General features: G+C 70.2%; 13 protein-coding genes and 1 pseudogene. 4 read left to right on the top strand and 10 right to left on the bottom strand.

The genetic code is table 11. The annotated features are described in order from the left end of the window. Positions 1 to 43: 43 nt before the first annotated feature. Positions 44 to 1,450 carry a C4-dicarboxylate transporter DctA gene (locus A4U64_RS19690; RefSeq protein ID WP_006931951.1) on the top strand — a complete coding sequence of 469 codons (1,407 nt, stop codon included), beginning with the start codon at positions 44 to 46 and terminating at the stop codon, positions 1,448 to 1,450. A gap of 86 nt (positions 1,451 to 1,536) precedes the next feature. Here A4U64_RS19690 and A4U64_RS19685 read toward each other — a convergent pair whose 3' ends face one another. From A4U64_RS19685 to A4U64_RS19660, 6 genes are all read right to left on the bottom strand, one after another. Beyond that, positions 1,537 to 2,583 (bottom strand): nucleoside hydrolase, encoded by a 1,047-nt coding sequence (locus tag A4U64_RS19685; RefSeq protein ID WP_029541357.1) that lies wholly within the window; start codon positions 2,581 to 2,583, stop codon positions 1,537 to 1,539. A 120-nt stretch (positions 2,584 to 2,703) separates the two neighbouring features. Further along, on the bottom strand, positions 2,704 to 3,309 hold the full coding sequence (locus A4U64_RS19680) for a TetR family transcriptional regulator (RefSeq protein WP_006931956.1): 606 nt from the start codon (positions 3,307 to 3,309) through the stop codon (positions 2,704 to 2,706). A 94-nt stretch (positions 3,310 to 3,403) separates the two neighbouring features. Continuing rightward, positions 3,404 to 4,321: a LysR substrate-binding domain-containing protein gene (locus A4U64_RS19675; protein ID WP_006931958.1), complete on the bottom strand. Its 918-nt coding sequence runs from the start codon at positions 4,319 to 4,321 to the stop codon at positions 3,404 to 3,406. A gap of 10 nt (positions 4,322 to 4,331) precedes the next feature. Beyond that, positions 4,332 to 5,921 (bottom strand): alkyl hydroperoxide reductase subunit F, encoded by a 1,590-nt coding sequence (gene ahpF / locus A4U64_RS19670; protein WP_006931961.1) that lies wholly within the window; start codon positions 5,919 to 5,921, stop codon positions 4,332 to 4,334. Positions 5,922 to 6,061: 140 nt separating this feature from the next. Beyond that, complete coding sequence (gene ahpC / locus A4U64_RS19665; RefSeq protein WP_050034622.1) at positions 6,062 to 6,625, bottom strand: alkyl hydroperoxide reductase subunit C; 564 nt, start codon at positions 6,623 to 6,625, stop codon at positions 6,062 to 6,064. Between the two features lie 197 nt (positions 6,626 to 6,822). Then, positions 6,823 to 7,899: an alkene reductase gene (locus tag A4U64_RS19660; RefSeq protein WP_065922996.1), complete on the bottom strand. Its 1,077-nt coding sequence runs from the start codon at positions 7,897 to 7,899 to the stop codon at positions 6,823 to 6,825. A gap of 113 nt (positions 7,900 to 8,012) precedes the next feature. Between A4U64_RS19660 and A4U64_RS19655 the strand changes: the two genes are divergently transcribed. Next, a complete protein-coding gene (locus A4U64_RS19655; RefSeq protein WP_050034623.1) occupies positions 8,013 to 8,759 on the top strand; it encodes a Mut7-C RNAse domain-containing protein in 747 nt (248 codons plus the stop codon). 24 nt (positions 8,760 to 8,783) lie between these two features. On the opposite strand, the gene A4U64_RS19650 is transcribed toward A4U64_RS19655, so the two are convergent. Then, complete coding sequence (locus A4U64_RS19650) at positions 8,784 to 9,488, bottom strand: GAF and ANTAR domain-containing protein (protein ID WP_206530702.1); 705 nt, start codon at positions 9,486 to 9,488, stop codon at positions 8,784 to 8,786. Between the two features lie 202 nt (positions 9,489 to 9,690). Here A4U64_RS19650 and A4U64_RS19645 point away from each other — a divergent pair. Next, positions 9,691 to 11,833, top strand: a pseudogene (locus A4U64_RS19645) (NAD(+) synthase). On the opposite strand, the gene A4U64_RS19640 reads toward A4U64_RS19645, so the two are convergent. Beyond that, the gene (locus A4U64_RS19640) at positions 11,804 to 13,036 is read right to left on the bottom strand and encodes a MalY/PatB family protein (protein WP_029541366.1); all 1,233 of its coding nucleotides are present in this window, start codon (positions 13,034 to 13,036) and stop codon (positions 11,804 to 11,806) included. The pseudogene A4U64_RS19645 and the gene A4U64_RS19640 sit on opposite strands and share 30 nt — an antisense overlap. A 230-nt stretch (positions 13,037 to 13,266) precedes the next feature. On the opposite strand from A4U64_RS19640, the gene A4U64_RS19635 reads away from it, so the two are divergent. Next, positions 13,267 to 13,746, top strand: a complete 480-nt coding sequence (locus A4U64_RS19635; RefSeq protein WP_006931977.1) for a hypothetical protein — start codon at positions 13,267 to 13,269, stop codon at positions 13,744 to 13,746. A 34-nt stretch (positions 13,747 to 13,780) separates the two neighbouring features. Here A4U64_RS19635 and A4U64_RS19630 read toward each other — a convergent pair whose 3' ends face one another. Together A4U64_RS19630 and A4U64_RS19625 are read right to left on the bottom strand one after the other, a co-directional pair. After that, positions 13,781 to 14,461 (bottom strand): NAD(P)-dependent oxidoreductase, encoded by a 681-nt coding sequence (locus A4U64_RS19630; RefSeq protein ID WP_065922995.1) that lies wholly within the window; start codon positions 14,459 to 14,461, stop codon positions 13,781 to 13,783. Further along, positions 14,458 to 15,339 carry an EamA family transporter gene (locus A4U64_RS19625; RefSeq protein WP_065922994.1) on the bottom strand — a complete coding sequence of 294 codons (882 nt, stop codon included), beginning with the start codon at positions 15,337 to 15,339 and terminating at the stop codon, positions 14,458 to 14,460. The genes A4U64_RS19630 and A4U64_RS19625 overlap by 4 nt, the downstream gene beginning before the upstream one ends. Positions 15,340 to 15,368: the final 29 nt, after the last annotated feature.

The raw sequence follows: 15,368 nt of genomic DNA, 5'->3' as shown, positions 1-15,368 counted from the left end.
GATCACGAAGTCCCCCGAAACGTCCCATCCGAGAGGATCCGCCATGAGCACGTCCACAGACTCCCGGCCACCCGGTGCCAAGTCGCCGGCCAAGCGCAAAGACCGGACGCACTGGCTCTACGTCGGTGTCATCGTGGCGGTGGTGGCCGGCGTCCTCGTCGGCTGGCTCGCCCCGGACGTCGCCAAGTCGTTCGGCGTCCTCGGTACGATGTTCGTCGATCTCATCAAGATGATGATCAGCCCGGTCATCTTCTGCACGATCGTCCTCGGCATCGGCTCGGTGCGGGCCGCCGCCAGCGTCGGCAAGGTCGGCGGCCTGGCGATGGTGTACTTCCTCGGCATGTCCACCGTCGCGCTCGCTATCGGCCTGGGGGTGGGTAACCTGCTCGATCCGGGCAGCGGCCTGAACCTCTCTCCGGAGACCGCCGGCACCGGTGCCGCGCTGGCGGACAAGGCCCACGCCGCGGGCGGGACCATGGACTTCATCGCGTCGATCATCCCCACGTCGCTGCTGTCGGCGCTGACCGAGGGCAGCGTGCTGCAGACCCTGTTCGTCGCACTGCTGGTCGGCTTCGCGCTGCAGGCCCTCGGGAAGACCGGCGAGCCGGTCCTGCGAGGCATCGGCTACGTGCAGAAGCTCGTGTTCAAGATCCTGTCGATGATCCTGTGGCTCGCTCCGATCGGTGCCTTCGGCGCCATCGCCAACGTGGTCGGGCAGACCGGTCTCGGCGCGGTCGTCCAGCTCGGCACCCTCATGATCGGGTTCTACCTCACCTGCGTGCTGTTCGTGTTCGGTGTGCTGGGCTCCCTGCTGCGCATGGTGTCCGGGGTGTCGATCTTCAAGCTGGTCAAGTACCTGGCCCGCGAATACCTGCTGATCTTCGCGACGTCCTCGTCCGAGTCCGCGCTGCCCCGGCTCATCGCGAAGATGGAGCACGTCGGTGTCGAGCGCACCACCGTCGGCGTCGTGGTCCCCACCGGCTACTCGTTCAACCTGGACGGCACCGCCATCTACCTGACGATGGCCTCGCTCTTCATCGCCGATGCGCTCGGTTCGCCGCTGTCCCTGGCCGAGCAGCTCTCCCTGCTGGTGTTCATGATCGTCGCGTCGAAGGGCGCGGCCGGAGTGAGCGGCGCGGGCCTGGCCACGCTCGCCGGCGGCCTGCAGAGCCACCGTCCGGAGCTGCTCGACGGCGTCGGCCTCATCGTCGGCATCGACCGGTTCATGTCCGAGGCGCGCGCGGTCACCAACTTCTCCGGCAACGCCGTCGCCACCCTGCTGGTGGGAACGTGGACCGGCACCGTCGACCGCGGCCGCGTCCGCGACGTCCTCGCCGGCCGCATCCCGTTCGACGAGGAGACCATGGTCGACGACGGCCACGGTCCGGTCGCCGAGCCGAAGCCGGCCGTCGCCGCCGAGCCGGAAGAGAAGGTGCTGGCACGCGCCTGACCCGCCTCCGCGAAACCCCTTGTGGCCGAATGTCACACCGGTTCGATTAGATCGAGCCGGTGTGACATTCGGCCACAGGCGTTCGGTCAGACGTGCGTCCGGGACAGCGCGGCGAGGTGCGCCCCGACCCGCTCGACGAGGTGGTCGAAGAACAGCGGCGGGTCGGTGGCGACGACGATCTCGGCGTTCGGTTGCCGGCCCCACATGCCGGACCAGTCGGCGACGGTGGTGCCGCGGGTGAGCCGGCCGTCGAGTTCGACGTCGACCGTCGCCGGACGGGTGGTGACGGGCACCGCTCCCAGGGCGACCGCCGCCGCGAACGGATCGTGGACGTGTGCCAGGAAACCCTGATCCTGATCGCGGTGGAATTCCATGTAGAAGCGCAGGGCGTCGGACAGGTACCGCACGACCGGGTGGGACGCCTCCGAGCGCAGTCCGCGCGGATCGTCCGGCGAGAGGATTTCGGCCGGCACGCTCCCCGCGGTCTCGGCGAGCCGTCGCAGGTGTTCCGGTCGCATCGCGATGGACTCGGTGGTGTCGAGCGAGCACACGATCGGCCGACGGCCGGGCTCGACCGCGGAGAACGCGTCGAACACCGCCTTCGCGGCCTCGGGGTCCACCGCGACGTTCCACTCGGAGGTGGGTGTGGTGTTGCCCGGGTAGTTGAACGCCCCGCCCATCACGACCAGACGACGCAACCGGTGGGGGAGTTCCGGGTCGAGCCGGACCGCCAGTGCGAGATTGGTGAGCGGACCGGTGACGAGCCCGACGAGTTCGCCGGGGTGGGCGCGGGTCAGCTCCACCCATGCCTCGGCGGCGCTGCGGCCCGACGGGCCGCGTCCGGGGGCGGGCAGGTCGGCGTAACCGACGCCGCGCGGGCCGTGCGTGTCCTCGGTGGTCATCAGCGGCGCGACGAGCGGGGCCTCGGAGCCGACGGCGACCTCGATGTCCGGCCGGCCGCACACCTGCAGCCACGCCAGGTTGTTCGTGGTGACCTGCTGCACGGGCACGTTCCCCGCGGTGGAGAGCACCGCGACGATCTCCGCGTCCGGACTCGCCAGCAGGTAGAGCAGGGCGAGTGCATCGTCGATGCCGGTGTCGACGTCGGCGACGAGGCGGGTGGGTTCGGGCACCCGCCCATCCTGCAGTACGCGGCCGCGGCCCGGAACGGTCGGGGCGGGCCGGATGGGTGTGGATGCCGACCACACCGCGGACGGACGGCCGATCGCGGCTCGGGCAGTGCGAGTGCGGTCTCAGCCGACGATGCGCCGCAACTCCTCGCGGCAGCGGCGGTAGACCTCCACCGGTTCCGCGGCCTCGCCCGCGAGGGCGAGTTCGCCCCAACGCTCCCAGCTCGTGCGCCACACGGCCACGGCCGTCTCGGCGACCAGCAGGATCGTCGCCGGGTCGTAGTGCGGGAGCTGTTCGGTCAGGCGGGCCCGGAGGCGGGACGTGAGGACCTGCTCCTGCGATGCGGCGAGCGCCTGCAGGTCGGGCTCTTTCGCCAGCAGGCGCGCGACGCGCCGGTGTTCCTCCAGGTCGGGGTCGGTCTCCCGGCTCATCACCGCCTCCGCGGCGGCCTCGACGCTTCTCAGGACGGCGGCGGGATCCGGGCCGGAGACCTCCAGGGCGTCGATCACCAGGAGCAGGCGGCGCTGTCCGGGCAGGGCGGCCTGCTCCTTGGAGGTGAAGTACCGGAAGAAGGTGCGGGCCGAGATGCCGACCCGGTCGGAGATCTGCTGGACGGTGGTCTCGCGGACGCCCTGTTCCTCGAACAACTCGAGGGCAGCCCGGTGGATCTCCTGGTGGGTGTCCAGGCGGCGCCGGGTCCGCAGATCGCGGGGGATGTCGACGTTCATGCGGTCCTTCCTCAGCCGGTGTCCTGCGATTATGACCACCTCCGTCGATGCCGGCGTGCGGGCGGCGACCCGGCCGTCGCCTCGGGTTGCCGGCTCAGGAGGGCGGTGTCGTGTCGACCAGGCCGGCGGGGAGCTGGCGGAACATCTCGGCGAGCTGAGGCAGGAAGTCGCGGAAGCCGCTGCTCTTGCGCCAGAACATGCCGATGCGGCGATGCGGGACGGGATCTTCGAAGCGCAGCAGCCGGATGTCCGGCGGCTGGGTGACCGGGGTGGTGACGGCCAGGCGGGGCAACAGTGTCACCCCGACCCCGGCGATCACCATCTGACGCAGGGTCTCCAGGCTCGTCGCCCGGAAGCCGTTGCGTTCGGCGGCTCCGGTCAACCGGCACACCTCGAGGGCTTGGTCCCGCAGGCAGTGACCGTCCTCGAGCAACAGAAGGCTCTCGTCCGCGATCACCGACATAGGGGCAGGTTCGGCCGTGGCGGCCAGCGGATGCGTGGCCGGGACGGCGAGCACGAAGTCCTCGGAGAACAGGTACTCCTGGTGCAGGTGTTCGTCGTTGACCGGGAGCGCCAGCACGGCGACGTCGAGGTCGCCGCCGCGGAGCCGCTCGAGGAGGTCCTCGGTCTTCTCCTCGATCAACAGCAGTTCGAGGTCGGGGAACCTCGCCCGCACCTTCGGCACGACATGGGGGAGCAGGTACGGCGCGAGGGTCGGGAACAGGCCGATGCGGAGCGTGCCCGACTCCGGGTCGGAGGACTGCCGGGCGATCTCGCGAATGTTCGCCGTCTCGCTCAGAATGATCCGGGCCCGCTCCACGATCTGCCGGCCCGCGTCGGTCAGGGTGATCTGACGCGGGCTCCGCTCGACGAGTTCGACGCCGAGTTCCTGTTCGAGCTTGCGGATCTGGGTCGACAGCGTCGGCTGACTGACGTAACAGGCCTCCGCCGCCCGGCCGAAGTGGCGGTGATGCGCCACCGCGGCCAGGTACTCGAGATCACGCAGGTTCACGAGGGACGAACTATCGGACGACCGCGGCGACCGAGTCCTCGGCCGGGGCGCTGGTGCGGATGAGATGGTCGAACGCGCCGAGCGCTGCCGTCGCTCCGGCGCCGGCGGCGATGATGATCTGCTTGTACGGCACCGTGGTGCAGTCGCCGGCGGCGAACACGCCGGGCACCGAGGTCTGGCCGCGGTCGTCGACGACGATCTCGCCGCGCGGCGACAGCTCGATCGTCCCGGTGAGCCACTCGGTGTTGGGCAGCAGGCCGATCTGGACGAAGATGCCCTCCAGTTCGAGCGTGTGCGCGGTCTCGGTGGTGCGGTCCTGATAGGTCAGGCCGGTGACCTTGTGGCCGTCGCCGAGGACCTCGGTGGTCAGCGCGCTGACGACGATGTCGACGTTCGGCAGGCTGCGCAGCTTGCGCTGCAGCACCTCGTCGGCGCGCAGCGCCGAGTCGAACTCGAGGAGCGTGACGTGCGCGACGACGCCGGCGAGATCGATCGCGGCCTCGACGCCGGAGTTGCCGCCGCCGATCACGGCGACGCGCTTGCCCTTGAACAGCGGTCCGTCGCAGTGCGGGCAGTAGGTCACGCCCTTGTTCCGGTACTCGGTCTCGCCGGGCACGTTCATCGAACGCCACCGTGCACCCGTGGACAGGATCACGCTGCGGGCGAGCAGGGAGGCGCCGCTCTCGAGCTCGACCTCGACGAGGCCGCCCTCGGTCGCAGGCACGAGCTTCGCCGCGCGCTGCACGTTCATGATGTCGACGTCGTACTGGCGGACGTGGTTGTCGAGTGCGGCGCCGAGCTTGGGGCCTTCGGTGTAGGGCACGGAGACGAAATTCTCGATCGCCATCGTGTCGAGCACCTGGCCGCCGAAGCGCTCGGCGACGACACCGGTGCGAATACCCTTGCGGGCGGCGTAGATCGCGGCCGCGGCACCGGCCGGGCCGCCGCCGACGACGAGCACGTCGAACGGGTCCTTCTCGTCGATCGCGGCCGCCGCCCGGTCCGCGGCGCCGGTGTCGAGCTTGCCGATGATCTGCTCGAGGCTCATGCGGCCCGAGTCGAACAGCTCGCCATTGAGGTACACCGTCGGCACGGCCATCACCTGACGTCCGTCGACCTCGTCCTGGAACAGGGCGCCGTCGATCGCGACGTGCTTGATGCGCGGGTTGAGCACGCACATCAGGTTCAGGGCCTGCACGACGTCGGGACAGTTCTGGCAGGACAACGAGAAGTAGGTCTCGAAGTGCAGCTCGCCGTCCAGGTCTCGCACCTGCTGCTGCAGCTCCTCGGGCTCCTTCGACGGGTAACCGCCGACCTGGAGCAGTGCAAGCGCGAGCGAGGTGAACTCGTGGCCCAGCGGGATGCCGGCGAAGCGGACCTCGATGTCGGTGCCGACGCGGCGCACCGCGAAGGACGGGCGACGCGCGTCGTCGTCGCGACGCTCGTAGGTGACCTTGTCCGACATCGCCGCGATCTCGGTGAGCAGTTCGGCGAGTTCGGCGGACTTGGGTCCGTCGTCGAGGGAGGACACGAGCTCGATCGGCAGGGTCAGCCGCTCGAGGAGGGACTTCAGTTGGCCGGCAAGCGAGGCTTCGAGCATAGGGATCTACTCCATCGACGGGGCGGAACGGTGATCGGGGCGAAGGGAACTGCGCCGGGTGGTTCGGCGCTCCGGGGGTGGCGCGGGGTCCGGCGGACCGGACCCCGCGCCGCACTACCGGGGTGTCGAATCCGGGTGCGTCAGATCTTGCCCACGAGGTCCAGCGACGGGGCGAGGGTGTCGTCGCCCTCTTCCCACTTGGCCGGGCAGACCTCGCCCGGGTGCGACCGGACGTACTGGGCGGCCTTGACCTTGCGGACGAGTTCGGCGGCGTTGCGGCCGATGCCCTCCGCGGTGACCTCGGTGAACTGGATGATGCCGTCCGGGTCGACGAGGAAGGTGCCGCGGTCGGCCAGGCCCTCGTTCTCACGCAGCACCTCGAAGTTGGTGCTGATCTGCAGGGTCGGGTCGCCGATCATGGCGTACTTGATCTTGCCGATGGTCTCGGACGAGTCGTGCCACGCCTTGTGCGTGAAGTGGGTGTCGGTGGAGACCGAGAAGACCTCGACGCCGAGCTTCTGCAGCTCCTCGTAGTGGTCGGCCAGGTCGCCGAGCTCCGTCGGGCAGACGAAGGTGAAGTCGGCCGGGTAGAAGAAGAAGATCGCCCACTTGCCCTTGATGTCCTCGTCGGACACGGAGACGAAGCCGCCCTCCTGGTAGGCGGTCGCGGAGAAGGGCTTGATCTGCTTGTTGATCAGGGCCACGTTGAACCTCTGTTCGGTCGATATGGGTTTCTGACGTTGTGAACACTAACGACTTTCGATAGATAATGCCAATCGACCGGCCTGATTCGATTGATAGTCTGCATCTATCGGTATGATTGGTCGCGCCCGTCCCGCACCATGAAGACGGCGAGAGTTGTTCTCTCCGCTGCCGAGCGGAGCCGGCGCAGCCGTGAGGCTCAGCCCGCCTGCAGGAACGGGTAGTCGGTGTAGCCCTCGGCGCCCGGCGAGTAGAACAACGCCGGCCGCAGCTCGTTCTCCGGGTGCTCGCCGTGCCAGCGCTCGACCAGATCGGGATTGGCGATGAGCGCCCGGCCCACCGCCACGGCGTCGGCATGGGCGGCCTCGATCAGCTGCACCGCCTCCGCACGGGTGGTCGGCGACGCGAAGCCGCTGTTGGCGATCAGCCTGCCGCCGAAACGCCGGCGCAGCTCCTGCACCAACTCACCGGCCGGGTCCGCGTGCAGCACGGACAGGTAGGCCAGATTCAGCGGGCGTACCTGCTCGAGCAGGGTGCCGTAGGTGGCCAGGACGTCGTCCCGGTCGGTTTCGTAGGCGTCCTGGATGTTGTGCTCCGGCGAGATCCGCAGCCCGACCCGGCCGGCGCCGATGGCCGATGCCACCGCCGTGACCACCTCCACGACGAAACGGGCCCGGTTCTGCGGCGAACCGCCGTACTCGTCGGCGCGCTGATTGGCGGCCGGGGAGAGGAATTCGTGCAGCAGGTAGCCGTTGGCGCTGTGGATCTCCACGCCGTCCAGCCCGGCCTCGATCGCCCGGCGGGCCGCGGCGACGAAGTCCCCGATGATCGCCCGCGCCTCCTCCGTGGTCAGCGCGTGCGGCACCGGGTACGGCTGCTTGCCCTTCTCCGTGTGCCCCACACCGTCGATCGCGATCGCGCTCGGGGCGACGACCCGCCGGCCGCCGTTCACGTCGGGGTGCGTGACCCGGCCGCCGTGCATCACCTGCAGCACGATGCGGCCGCCGCGGTCGTGCACCGCCTCGGCCACCCGCCGCCAGCCGGCCTCCTGCTCGCCGGTGACGATCCCCGGCTGGCCGACGAAGGCCTGCGATTCGTGGTTCACATAGGTGCCCTCGGCGATGATCAGCCCGGCACTCGCCCGCTGCCGGTAGTGCTCGACCACCAGGTCTCCGGGGACGCCGGAGGCGCCGGACCGCAGCCGGGTCAGTGGGGCCATGACAACGCGATTGGCGAGTTCGAGGTCTCCGAGGGTGACGGGTGTAAACAAATCCATGTCGGGCGCAACCGGGCTGGCGTACCCGCGATTCCCGAACGTGACCGACTGCGACCGGCGTCACGCCCGCCGCGACGGTTGTGCCGGGTCATGCTGCGCGCGAAGATGGTCCGATGACCGGCCACGTCGAGGTCCGGGCGTACGCCGAGCTGAACGACTTCGTGGCGCCCGAGTCGCGGGGCATCGCGGTGCGGCGGCCGTTCCGTGCCCATCAGACGGTCAAGGACGTCGTCGAGGCGATGGGCATACCGCACACCGAGGTCGATCTGATCGTGGTCGACGGCGAGCCGGTGGATTTCGCGTACCGGCCGCGCTCGGGCGCCCGCATAGCGGTCTATCCCTTGTTCGAGGCGCTCGACATCGAGCCGATCACCCGGCTGCGCCCGGTTCCCCTGCGTGACCCCCGGTTCGTGGTCGACGTCAACCTGGGCCGGCTGGCGCGTCTGCTCCGGTTGCTGGGGTTCGACGTGATCTGGACCTCCGATATGGACGACGCGGAGCTGGCGAGGATCGGGCGTGCGGATCAGCGGATCCTGCTGACCCGCGACCGGGGACTGCTCGAGCGCCGGGAGATCACCCACGGGCTGTTCGTGCACGCCGACCGCCCGCTCGAGCAGATCGTCGAGGTCGTCCGCCGGCTCGATCTCGCGGCGCGGTTCGCCCCGCTCACCCGGTGCCTGCGCTGCAACGGCCGGCTCGACCCGGTGCCCAAGGACGAGGTCCTCGATCGGCTCGAGCCGCTCACCCGCCGCTTCTACGACGAGTTCTCCCGGTGCACGGACTGCGGCCGCATCTACTGGGCCGGGTCGCATCACCGGAAGCTGGTCGCCCTCGTGCGGGAGATCGCGGCGGAGGTCTGACGTCCTCAGATGCGCACCTCGACGTCAGATGCGCAACCCGACGTCGACGATCGCCTGCGCGACGGCGCGCACCGGCGCCTGATGGCGGCGCGCGTAGGCGCGGATCAGCTCGAACGCCGCGGCCGGCGTGACGCCGCGGGCCTGGGCGGTGATGCCCTTGGCCTGCTCGACGACGATGCGGGTGTCGAGCGCGGTCTGCAGTTGCGCGGAGAGCTGCTCCTGCTGGCGCAGCTTGTCCGAGTTGACGATGTAGCCGGTGGCCATGTCGGCGAACACCTGCGCGGCGGCGAGCTCGTCGTCGGCCCATTCCCGGGGCTCGCGGCAGTAGAGGTCCAGGGCGCCGACCTTGACCTCGCCGAGCTGCATCGGGACACCGGCGACGGCGGCGATCTCCCGCCGTCGCGCCTCGGCGGCGAACTCCGGCCACAGATCGTCGCGGCGGCGCACATCGGAGACGGCGATGGTCTCGCCATGGGCGAAGGCGTGCGCGCACGGTCCGGCGGCGAATCGCTCCTGGCACCGCTCCATCGCTTCGATCTGTTCGCCGGCGGCGGTGACGAACCGGAGCCGGCCGTCGATGTGCAGAGTCACTCCCGCTCCCGACAGCTCGAGCACGGTGGTCACCTTGCGGACGACTGCGTCGAGGGCGGCGTCGACCTCGTACGGGGTGAGGAGGCGCTGCGCGAACTTCGACAGCGCAGCGACGAATTCCCTGTGCCGGTAGGCCATCACCACCCCCTGTGCCGCGCGGACGGGCCCAGTTTCCGTCGTCTGTACCGGAGTGTTCCCCGAAACGCCGAGATAATGCCGCGAAAGTCCGGATCCGGCCCGCTCCACGTCGCCGAGTGGCGTCGAGCGGCCGGATCCCTAGGATTCGATCACGCGATCCGGGCGCCGCGAGGGCGCGGACGACGGAGAAGGAGGCAGCGCGATGACCGACGAAGCCGGCGCTCGGGACGTCCCCGTCCCCGCGGCGAGACCCGAGTTCCGGTCCAGCTACCGCCACGGCTTCCTGCGGGTCGCGGCCTGCGCGACGCCGACGACGATCGTCGATCCGGCGGCCAACGCGGCGGCGGTGCTGCGGGCCGCCCGGGTCTGCCATGACGACGGGGTCGGGCTGGCGGTGTTTCCCGAGATGACGTTGACCGGGTACTCGGTCGAGGACCTGTCGATGCAGGACACCGTGCTGGAGGCGGCCGAGCGGGCGCTGGCGGAGATCGTCGCCGGCTCGGCCGGCCTGCTGCCCGTCCTGCTGGTGGGCCTGCCGCTGCGGCATCGGCACCGGATCTACAACGCCGTCGCGGTCGTGCACCGCGGCCGGGTCCTGGGGGTCGCCCCCAAGTCGTATCTGCCGACGTATCGGGAGTTCTACGAGCGCCGGCAGATCGCGCCGGGGGACGATGCGAGCGGCACGGTCCGGGTCGCCGGTCACGACGCACCGTTCGGTCCCGATCTGCTGTTCGAGGCCACCGACGTTCCCGGTCTGGTGCTCCACGTGGAGATCTGCGAGGACATGTGGGTCCCCATCCCGCCCAGCGCGGAGGCCGCCCTGGCCGGCGCGACGGTGCTGGCGAACCTGTCGGGCAGCCCGATCACCGTCGGCCGCGCCGAGGACCGTCACCTGCTGGCTCGCTCGGCGTCGTCGCGGTGCCTGGCCGCCTACGTGTACTGCGCGGCGGGATCGGGGGAGTCCACCACCGACCTGTCCTGGGACGGGCAGGCGATGGTGTACGAGAACGGGATGCTGCTCGCCGAGACCGAGCGGTTCCCGCGCGGCGAACAGCACGCGGTGGCCGACGTCGACCTCGAACTGCTGCGCAACGAGCGCACCCGCATGGGCACCTTCGACGACAATCGGCGTCATCACGCGGCCCGCCTCGACGCGTTCCGCCGTATCGCGTTCACCCTCGCGCCTCCGCTCACCGACATCGGGTTGCGGCGCCGGGTGGAGCGATACCCCTTCGTGCCGTCCGATCCGGCCCGCCTCGAGCACGACTGCTACGAGGCGTACAACATCCAGGTCGCCGGGCTCGAGCAGCGCCTGCGTGCGCTGAGTGGTCCGACGCGGGGCGGTCCGAAGGTCGTGATCGGCGTGTCGGGCGGACTGGACTCCACGCACGCGCTCATCGTCGCCGTCAAGGCGATGGACCGCCTCGGCCGTCCGCGCGAGGACGTGCTCGCCTTCACCCTCCCGGGGTTCGCGACGAGCGACCGGACCCGGGAGAACGCCCGCCGGCTGTGCCACTCGCTCGGGGTGACGCTCGAGGAAATCGACATCACCCGTGCCGCGCGCGTGATGCTGGAGGACCTGGGTCACCCGTTTGCGCGCGGCGAGCGGGTCTACGACATCACGTTCGAGAACATCCAGGCCGGGCTGCGCACCGACTATCTGTTCCGGGCCGCGAACCAGCGCGGCGGCTTGGTGCTCGGGACGGGCGACCTGTCGGAGATCGCGCTGGGCTGGTCCACGTACGGCGTCGGGGACCAGATGTCGCACTACAACGTCAACGCCGGGGTGCCGAAGACGCTCATCCAGCATCTGATCCGCTGGGTCGTCTCGTCCGGGCAATTCGACGACGAGGTCGGCGCCACCCTCGAGGCCGTGCTGGGCACCGAGATCAGTCCCGAGCTCGTCCCCGTCGAGGAGGGGGAGACGCCGCAGAGCACCCAGGCCACGATCGGTCCCTACGACCTGCACGACTTCTTCCTGTTCCAGGTGCTGCGCTTCGGGTTCCGGCCGTCGAAGATCGCCTACCTCGCATGGCAGGCCTGGCACGAGGCCGGCGCCGGGGAGTGGCCGTCCGGCCATCCCGGGCATGCCCGCCGCGAGTACGACCTGCCCGAGATCCGGCGGTGGCTGGGTGTGTTCGTCCAGCGGTTCTTCGCCTTCAGCCAGTTCAAGCGGTCCGCGATGCCGAACGGGCCGAAGGTCGCCGCCGGGGGGGTCCCTCTCACCGCGCGGGGACTGGCGTGCGCCCTCCGACGCGTCCGCGCGCATCTGGCTCGACGAACTCGATCGGGAGGTGCCGGAGGACCGGGGCGGATCAGGTTCCGAGGAACTCCGTCAGCGGTGAGACGGCTCGTCGCCCGCGCATCGCCGCCGAGATGCCGTCGAGGATGTGCTCGAGGACAGCCGCCGACGTGGCGAAGTTGATCCGCACGAATCCCGCTGCCGCGCTTCCGAAGGGTCTGCCGCCGTCGACCAGCACCCGGCCGAGGTCCCGGATCCGGCGGATCGGATCGTCGACGGGCGCGGCCGAGACATCGACCCAGCTGAGGTAGGTGGCTTCCGGCAGATGGTGGCGGGCTTCCGGCAGGTGCTCGCGCAGGACCGTGTCGACACGTCGCCGGTTGCGGTCGAGCACTCGGAGCAGCGTGTCCTGCCAGCTCTGGCAGCGTTGCCATGCGGCCAGTGTGCCGAGCACCGCCGGGGTCGATACGGTTCCGTACAGGTCGGGCGGTTCGCCGTCCCGCACGGCGAGCAACTGCTTCGACCCGTAGTGCGCGACGGCGCAGCGCAGTCCGGCGATGTTGAAGGCCTTTCCGGCCGACGTGACGGTGATCGTCCGAGCTGCCGCCTCCGGACTGATCGACGCGAACGGGATGTGCCGGTGCGGCGCGTAGATCAGCTCCGCATGAATCTCGTCGCTGACGACGAGAAGGTCGAACTCGACGGCCAGTTCGGCGATGCGGGTGAGTTCGGAACGGGTGTGGACGCGTCCGGTCGGGTTGTGCGGATCGACCAGGACGAGCACTTTCGGGCGCTCGGCGGCGAGCGACGCCCTGAGCGTCTCGAAGTCGAGCCGCCACCCGTCCTGTGTGTCGGCGAACGGGAATTCGACCGTCCTGCGGCCCATGGCCGCGATGGTGGCCAGGAACGGCGGGTAGTTCGGAGTCTGGATCACGACGGCGTCGCCGCGCTCGGTGTGCAGGTGCAGGATCAGTTGCAGGGCCTGGATGAGATCGGTCTGCTCCCGGACGTCGGCGGGGTCGACCGTCCATCCGTATCGGGACTGCATCCGCCGGGCGAATTCCGCACGCAGCGGGGTACCGCCGAGCCAATCGGGGTAGCCGAGTTCTCCCGACCGGGCCGACTCGCACAGCGCGTCCCGGATCTCGGGGGCGATCGGGAAGTCCATGTCGGCCACCCAGGCCGGTAGGGCGCCCGCGCGGACGGCACGTGCCCACTTGACCCCGGTGCGACGGACGAGATCGCCGATCTCGATATCGTCGAATCCGGGATACCGGGCCTCCGATGCCGGAGGCAATCCGGTCATCGGACGGTCCCGGAACGGGGGTCCCCCGAGCAGTCCATGCAGTGAGTGTGCCCGTGCCGCGTACCGGACGGAAGCGAACCCGAAATCCGATCCGCCTTCGTCCGCAGCTGCCCGTGCACTCCGCGAGTGGTCGATCGACGTTCGAAAGCGCCTGCCTGCCGTGCCCGTCGCGCAGCACCTGGCACGGGGTGTGGTTGACGGCGCCTGCGTGATGGGTGGAGCCTGACGACATGGCGAGGCGGTTGCCGGAGTGGGAGTTGCTGGTACCCGGGGAGGGGCCGTATGTCGGCACGATCCGGATCGAGGACGAGGCGGGGCGGCCGGTGCCGATCGCCGGCGGCGTTGCGGTGGGGGCGTGCGCGTGGCGGGCGGAGTGTCTGCATTGTGACTGGCTGGGCAGCACGGCGGTGCGGGTCGGTTCGGGCGAGGCGTTGCGTCCGGGGCGCCTGACGCGGGAAAAGCTCGAGGAGGAGTGGGTGCGCCACATCTATCGGGTGTCGGCGAAGGCGGCGGTGCTCGATGCGCTCGAGCAGCTCGACCGGTTGGCGGCCGAACAGCAGGCCCTGACCGAAGTGGTGGACGAGGGGGTACGGCGCCTGCGCGCCGAGGGTGCCTCGTGGGCGCAGGTGGGGGAGCTGGTGGGGATGACGCGTCAGTCGGCGTGGGAGCACTGGGCGGACTCGTCGGCGGCGCGCCGGCACCGCCGATGACGATTGAAGAGTGCGCGCGCCGTAATCGGGGCTGTCAGCCCCTCCTGACCCCTGACGTTGATGTGGCGGCGTGAACAGTGGAGTTCTGCGCAACGGTGAAGTGCCGGTCGGTGCCGGGGCGCTCGATTTCGTCCAGGGCGGCCACGGCGAGGTCCTCGGCGGTGATGCGGGAGGTGCCGTCCGGCTCGGTGAGCAGGGTGGTGGTTCCCCGGCGGTACGTGCCGGTGCGGGTACCGGGTTCGAGGATCGCGGGCGGGCTGAGATAGGTCCAGCGGTGGTTCGGGTGCTGGACGCAGGTGCGGAGTTGGGTGGCGCTGGCGTCGGCGATCGCTCGCCATTCGATCGGCACATAGTTCGGATCGTCGATGACCAACAGGTCGCCCTTGTGCGGTGAGCGTAAGGGCCCGGCCCCGCCGATGACGAGTAGACGGGCGCCGGCCCGGCCTGCCGCGTCCAGAACTGCGGTGGTCAGCGGTGCGATCGTCTGCTCCTGGCCGGGAGCGGCACGGACGGCGAGGATCGCGGCGTGGGCGTCGGCGAGTGCGGCCTCGAGTTGCCCGGGTGCGCCGGCATCGACAGCGAGGGGAGTGACGGCGGGGGTCGGGTGTGTACCGGGGTGCCGGGCGGCGGCGGTGACGCGGTGCCCGCGGGCGGCGGCTTCGGTGACGAGGCGCGAGCCGACCATGCCGGTGGCGCCGATGACGGTGATGTTCACGACGGGAGTCCTTTCCTCGTACGGGGACGAGGGATGACCTGTCCGGCGCCCAGCGCTGCGAGGGCGAACGCGAAGCCGACAAGTTGGAGTGCGCTGAGGGTTTCGCCTGCCACGACGACGCCGAGGACGGCGGCCACGAGTGGGGAGAGCAGTCCGAGCAGAGCCGTCGCGGTGACCGGCAGGGTGCGCAGGCCGTTGAACCAGAGGGAATAGGCAAGAAGCCCGCCGACGATGCCGAGCCAGAGGTAGCCCGCCACGGCGGGGGCGCCGATTCGGCTGGGAATCCCCTCGAACAACAGCGTCGGGGCCAGCAGCACCAGGCCTCCGGCGGTGAGCTGCCAACCTGCGAAGCCGATCGCGCTGACTTCCTCGGGCCGGCCCCACCGTTTGGTGAGAACGACGCCGATTCCCATCGCAGCGGCACCGGCCAGACCGGCGATGATGCCGGCGGGGTCGAACATCGCTCCGGGGCCCAGCACCACCAGCCCCACCCCGACCACGCCGACGACGCCCCAGCCCAGGCGCCAGAGCGAGAGGCGTTCGGACAGAACGATCACGGCGAGGACGGCGACGAGGATCGGCTGGGTCGCCCCGAGAGTGGCGGCCACTCCGCCGGGCAGTCGTTCCGCGGCGAGGAACAGCAGCGGGAAGAACAGGCCGATGTTCAAGGCGCCCAGCACCGCGGCCTTCCACCACCATGCCCCGCGCGGAAGCGTGCGGGAGAGCAGGAGGCCGAGTGCGCCTGCGGGCAGAGCGCGCATGAGCGCGGCGAACAGGGGGTGGTCAGGCGGCAGCAGTTCGGTGGTGACGAGGTAGGTCGTGCCCCACACCACCGGGGCCACGGCGGTCGCCGCGGTGAGCGCCGCACGATTCGTCACCGGGCCGGGTGACGTGGGCGGAGAAGTGG

The organism is Rhodococcus sp. WB1, from assembly GCF_001700945.1.
GTDB classification, from domain to species: Bacteria; Actinomycetota; Actinomycetes; order Mycobacteriales; family Mycobacteriaceae; genus Rhodococcus; species Rhodococcus aetherivorans.
Note: the sequence above shows the minus strand (reverse complement) of the source record. Positions and strands in the feature narration are given on the sequence as shown.

Coding starts and splice junctions, on each gene's coding strand:
- A4U64_RS19690 (WP_006931951.1), top strand. CDS start 44: ATGAGCACGTCCACAGACTCCCGGCCACCCGGTGCCAAGTCGCCGGCC.
- A4U64_RS19680 (WP_006931956.1), bottom strand. CDS start 3,309: ATGAACGTCGACATCCCCCGCGATCTGCGGACCCGGCGCCGCCTGGAC.
- ahpF (WP_006931961.1), bottom strand. CDS start 5,921: ATGCTCGAAGCCTCGCTTGCCGGCCAACTGAAGTCCCTCCTCGAGCGG.
- A4U64_RS19660 (WP_065922996.1), bottom strand. CDS start 7,899: ATGGATTTGTTTACACCCGTCACCCTCGGAGACCTCGAACTCGCCAAT.
- A4U64_RS19655 (WP_050034623.1), top strand. CDS start 8,013: ATGACCGGCCACGTCGAGGTCCGGGCGTACGCCGAGCTGAACGACTTC.
- A4U64_RS19650 (WP_206530702.1), bottom strand. CDS start 9,488: ATGGCCTACCGGCACAGGGAATTCGTCGCTGCGCTGTCGAAGTTCGCG.
- A4U64_RS19640 (WP_029541366.1), bottom strand. CDS start 13,036: ATGACCGGATTGCCTCCGGCATCGGAGGCCCGGTATCCCGGATTCGAC.
- A4U64_RS19635 (WP_006931977.1), top strand. CDS start 13,267: ATGGCGAGGCGGTTGCCGGAGTGGGAGTTGCTGGTACCCGGGGAGGGG.